This window comes from Rhizobacter sp., from assembly GCF_035702065.1.
Lineage (GTDB): Bacteria > Pseudomonadota > Gammaproteobacteria > Burkholderiales > Burkholderiaceae_C > Rhizobacter.
The window spans coordinates 1-2,646 of sequence record NZ_DASSRA010000504.1; the positions used below are offsets into that span (position 1 = coordinate 1).

Sequence of the window (2,646 nt, forward strand, 5' to 3'; positions counted from 1 at the left end):
GCAGCTCCTGCTGGTAGAGCAAGGCGAACACGCCGGCCAGGAGCGGCACCACGATCGCCATCACCAGCAGGTAGTGGCCGAGGCCGGTGTCGATGTAAGGCCACACGCGCTGCGGCAAGAGCTTGCGCAGCGCACGCGACCACTGAGACGAGAGGCGCGCATCGGGCTTGCAGAGGTCATTGCAGCGCGCGTCGAGCGAGCAGCACAACGAGCAGATGTTGCCGAGGTAGGCGGGGCAGTGCGCGAGGTCGTCCGACTCGTACTCGCGCTCGCAGATCACGCATTGCTGCAACCCCGTGAAGAGGCCCTTGGATTGGCGCGCCAGGTAATAGCGGCCTTGGGTGGCCCAGGCGATCAAGGGCGACACCACCATTGCGGTGATGAGTGCGATCAGCGCCGAGAACGCTTCGGCCAGCGGTCCGAACAGGCCCAGGTAGGCCGCAATCGACAGCACCGAGGCCGCGCCCATCGCGCCCACGCCGACCGGGTTCACGTCGTACAGGTGCGCGCGCTTGAACTCGATGCCGGGCGGCGACAGACCCAGCGGTTTGTTGATCACCAGATCGGCCACCACGGCCATGATCCAGGAGATCGCGATGTTGGAGTACAGCCCCAGCACACCGCCGAGCGCGCGGAACACGTCCAGCTCCATCAGCATCAGCGCGATCAGCGTGTTGAACACCACCCACACCACGCGCCCTGGGTGGCTGTGGGTGAGGCGCGCGAAGAAGTTGCTCCACGCGAGCGAGCCGGCGAAGGCATTGGTGACGTTGATCTTCAGCTGCGAGATCACCACGAAGACCATCACCGCCGCCACCGCCCAGCCGGGGCGCGAGAACACGTACTCGTAGGCGGCGAGGTACATCTGGTTGGGGTCGACCGCGCGGTCGGTGGGCACCGAGTGGCTGATCGCCAGGTACGCGAGCACCATGCCGCCCAGCATCTTGACGACGCCCGGAATCACCCAGCCCGGCCCGCCGATCAATACCCCCGCCCACCAACGTTTCGTGTTCGACGGGCGCGCGTCGCTGGCGATGCGCTTGTCAATCCGTTCGGGCATGAAGCGCAGGTAGTCGACCTGCTCGCCCATCTGCGTCATGAGCGCGATGCCCACCGTCATGGCGGCCCCAAAGAGGTAGATGTTGAACTTGGCCCCGTCGGCGCCGCCCGCCGGTGCGCCACCGTAACGGGCGATCTCGTCGAGCACGCCGGGGTTGTGCCAGAACACGAAGCAGTACGGCACCACCAGCATCACGAGCCACAGCGGTTGCGTCCACACCTGCAACCGGCTGATGGCGGTGACACCGTGCGTCACGAGCGGGATCACCACCACCGCGCAGATCAGGTAGCCCCAGGCGGGCGGGATGTCGAAGGCCAGCTCCAGCGCATAGGCCATCACCGCCGCTTCGAGCGCGAAGAAGATGAAGGTGAAGCTCGCGTGGATGAGCGAGGTGATGGTCGAGCCGATGTAGCCGAAGCCCGCGCCGCGCGTGAGCAGGTCCATGTCGAGCCCATGGCGCGCGGCGTAGATGCTGATCGGCAGGCCGGCCAGGAAGATGATCAGCCCGGTGGCGAGGATGGCCCAGAAGGCGTTGAGGAAGCCGTACTGCACCAGCAGGGTCGCGCCCACCGCCTCGAGGATGAGGAAGGAGGCTGCGCCGAAGGCGGTGTTGGCCACGCGCATCTCCGACCACTTGCGAAAGCTGTGCGGCGTGAAGCGCAGCGCGTAGTCTTCCATCGTCTCGCGCGCGACCCAGCTGTTGTAGTCGCGCCGCACCTTCACCACCCGCTGGACCGCGTTGTCGCCACCGTCTTTTTGCACTTCTTCGGTGCGCGCGGGCGGCGCCACGGCCGGGCCCAGGGGCGGATTCCGCGGTGGTGACGAGGTGGCAAGCTTCATGCGTTCAGTCCGCGCAAGCACCATGCCACGGCGGCTTGCTGCGCCCTAACATGTGGCACACCTTTCGATCTGCGCACCACCATGGAACTGACACCCCGCGAAAAAGACAAGCTGCTGATCTTCACGGCCTCGCTGCTGGCCGAGCGCCGCAAGGCGCGGGGCCTCAAGCTCAACTACCCCGAGGCGGTGGCGCTGATCAGCGCCGCCATCATGGAAGGCGCCCGCGAAGGCAAGACGGTGGCCGCGCTGATGAGCGAAGGCAAGACCATCCTCACCCGCGCCGACGTGATGGACGGGATCGCCGAGCTGATCCCCGAGATCCAGGTCGAAGCCACCTTCCCCGATGGCACCAAATTGGTGACCGTGCACCAACCTATTGCATGAGCATTCCCTTCCTCCGGAGACACCCATGATTCGATTCGCTTCCGCGCTGGCGCTGATGGGCGCCCCCCTGCTCGCCCTGGCCCACGAAGGGCACGGCATCGAGGGCGCCAACCATTGGCATGCCACCGATACGGTGGGCTTCATCGCCGGCGCGGCGGCTGTGGCCGTCGCGCTCATCTGGTTCGGCAGGAAGAAGTGATGATCCCCGGCGAACTGTTCACCGACGGCCCCGACCACGTGCTCAACGCAGGGCGCCGCACGCTCACGCTGGTGATCGAAAACAGCGGCGACCGGCCGATCCAGGTCGGCTCGCACTATCACTTCGCCGAGACCAACGCGGCGCTGCGCTTCGACCGCAAGGC

At 66.4% G+C, this 2,646-nt stretch carries 4 protein-coding genes; 3 read left to right on the forward strand and 1 reads right to left on the reverse strand.

Features of this window, described 5'->3' with window-relative positions; translation table 11 throughout:
* Nucleotides 1-1,900: purine-cytosine permease family protein (locus tag VFL64_RS22630; RefSeq protein ID WP_489542647.1), on the reverse strand; the 1,900-nt coding region annotated here is incomplete at its 3' end.
* Nucleotides 1,901-1,981: 81 nt separating this feature from the next.
* On the opposite strand from VFL64_RS22630, the gene ureA reads away from it, so the two are divergent.
* From ureA to VFL64_RS22645, 3 genes are all read left to right on the forward strand, one after another.
* A complete protein-coding gene (gene ureA / locus VFL64_RS22635) occupies nucleotides 1,982-2,284 on the forward strand; it encodes an urease subunit gamma (protein WP_489542648.1) in 303 nt (100 codons plus the stop codon).
* A 25-nt stretch (nucleotides 2,285-2,309) separates the two neighbouring features.
* A complete protein-coding gene (locus tag VFL64_RS22640; RefSeq protein WP_489542649.1) occupies nucleotides 2,310-2,483 on the forward strand; it encodes a hypothetical protein in 174 nt (57 codons plus the stop codon).
* Nucleotides 2,483-2,646: urease subunit beta (locus tag VFL64_RS22645; protein ID WP_489542650.1), on the forward strand; the 164-nt coding region annotated here is incomplete at its 3' end. The genes VFL64_RS22640 and VFL64_RS22645, both read left to right, overlap by 1 nt.